This window comes from Streptomyces sp. CO7, assembly GCF_053474865.1.
Genome location: NZ_JBRIOU010000214.1, coordinates 1 through 2,335 on the forward strand (window position 1 = coordinate 1; position 2,335 = coordinate 2,335).

The 2,335-nt window shown below is 72.7% G+C and carries 2 protein-coding genes; both read left to right on the plus strand.

The features are described 5' to 3' along the window. The first annotated feature begins 79 nt into the window (after nucleotides 1-79). Nucleotides 80-754 carry a phosphopantetheine-binding protein gene (locus ACOV8S_RS32770; protein ID WP_448322284.1) on the plus strand — a complete coding sequence of 225 codons (675 nt, stop codon included), beginning with the start codon at nucleotides 80-82 and terminating at the stop codon, nucleotides 752-754. After that, the coding region (locus tag ACOV8S_RS32775; RefSeq protein WP_448322286.1) for an aspartate aminotransferase family protein at nucleotides 751-2,335 on the plus strand (1,585 nt) is incomplete at its 3' end. The genes ACOV8S_RS32770 and ACOV8S_RS32775, both read left to right, overlap by 4 nt.

The following is a 2,335-nucleotide window of genomic DNA, read 5'->3' on the forward strand; positions in this document are numbered from 1 at the left end:
GTTCCAGCACCGGAACCACTGGACGGGGCCCCGACCCGGGGCCCCTCGACAGGGAACGACCACAGGAAAGGAACGCACCGTGGCAGCGGAGCAGGTTCAGCGTGAGGCACTGGTGGAGCGGATACTCGAAGCCGTCGTGGAGTCGACCTCACGCAACTTCGGTGAGGACCCGTCCGCGGTGAAGGGCGACACGACCTTCTTCGACCTGGGGGCCGACTCGCTGCAGATGATCAACGTGCTGCGCGAGCTGGAGAAGGAGTTCGAGGTCAAGATCACCATGCGGGAGCTCTTCGAGGAGACGGGCACACCGCGGCTGTTGGCGCGGCTCATGGCCGAGCGGGCCCCGGCGAAGGTGCTGAGGGCCGCCGCGGAGCCGGGGCCGGTGGAACTCCCCGCCCCGGCGCACAGCCCGGCGTCGTGCGTTCCCCCGGTTGCCGCCCCCGCTCACGCCCCTGCTCCCGTGCCGGTTCCGGCCCAGGCCCAGGTCCATGCTCCGGCTCCGGCCGCGCCCTCCGGCACGGCGTCCGCTCCCGTCGCCTCTGCGGCCACGGTCACAGCTGCCCCTTCGGCCGCCCGGGACGCCGTACCCGCTCCGGCTGCCGGGGACCTGGTGACGCGCGGGGAGATGGAGGAACTCGCGCGCCGGGTAAATCAGTTGTCGCAGATCCAACTGCAGATGATGTCCCAGCTGTCCCAGCTGCTGGCCCTCCAGGCCGCCTCGGTGACGGGCCGGCCGGCCGAGGTGAACCGGTGACGGACCTCGACGGACTGAACGCCTCCCTGGACCGCGACCTGGCGGCCATGTCCGACCTGGCGGAACGCATCGCCGGCCAGTTGGGCGCGCCCGCCGCCACGGCCCCCGCACCCGCGGCGCCCGAGGCACCCGAGGCACCCGCCGCGCCCGAGGCACCTGAGGCACCTGAGGCACCCGCAGAGGTGCACGGTCCCCGGGTGACCGTCGACCCCGGTGCCGGCATGGTGCGGAACGCCTCGCCGCAGTCGCAACGCGCCCATCTGGACGACCTGGTTCGCCGCTTCACGGCGAAGACCCCGACCTCCAAGTCGATCGCCGCCCGGCACCGCCGCGTCCTGGCGGACAGCCGCGCGGTCGTCGGCTTCCGCCGGGCCACCAAGGAGATGCTGTACCCCTTGGCGGGCGCCGCCGCGCGCGGGTCGCGGCTCGAGGACGTCGACGGCAACTCCTACGTCGACATCACCATGGGCTTCGGCGTCCTGCTCTTCGGCCACGAACCCGACTTCGTGCGCGAGCCCGTCCGCGAGCACCTGGCGCGCGGCATCCGGCTCGGTCCCCGCAGCACCGAGACCGGCGAGGCGGCGGAACTGCTGGCCGAACTGACCGGGGCGGAGCGGGTCGCCTTCGCCAACTCGGGGACGGAGGCCAATGCCGCCGCCATCCGGCTGGCCCGCGCCGCGACCGGCCGGGACCGCGTCGTGACCTTCCAGGGCGCCTACCACGGGCACGCCGACAACGTCCTGGGACGCCCTTCGGGTGACGGCACCGTCCCCGTGTCCCGGGGCATTCCGCAGAGCGCCGTGGCGGACCTCACCGTGCTCACCTACGGCAGCGAGGAGGCGCTGGAGGCGATCGAGCGGGACGCCTCCCGGATCGCCGCCGTCGTGGTCGAGCCGGTGCAGAGCCGCCACCCGGCGCTCCAGCCCGTGGAGTTCGTCCGCCGGCTGCGGGAACTGACCCGGCGGCACGGGATCGTGCTGCTCTTCGACGAGATGCTCACCGGCTTCCGGCCCGCCCCACGCGGCGCACAGGAGCTCTACGGAGTCGTCCCCGACCTGGCCACCTACGGCAAGCTGATCGGCGGTGGCTTCCCGATCGGCGCCATCGCCGGCCGCGCCGACATCCTGGACGGCGTCGACGGCGGGCACTGGAGCTACGGCGACGACAGCACGCCGCCGGCCGACACGACCTTCTTCGGCGGCACCTACCTCCAGCACCCCGTCTCGATGACCGCCGCGCGGGCCGTCCTGGGGCACCTCAAGGAGCACAGTCCCGCGCTGCAGGAGCGGCTCAATGCCCGCACCGCCGCCCTCGGCACGGAGCTCAACGCCTTCTTCGAGGAGGAGGAGTTCCCGTTGCGGGTGCGGTGGTTCGGGTCGCAGTTCCGCTTCGAGCACCGCGCGGACATGGAACTGCTGTACCACCACCTGCTGCTGCGCGGGGTGTACGTCTGGGAATGGCGCAACTTCTTCCTGTCCACCGCCCATACGGACGAGGACGTGGCCTTCGTCGCCGACGCGGTCCGCGACTCCCTGCGGGAGCTGAGAGCGGCGGGCTTCTTCCCCACGAGCCGTCCCGCCC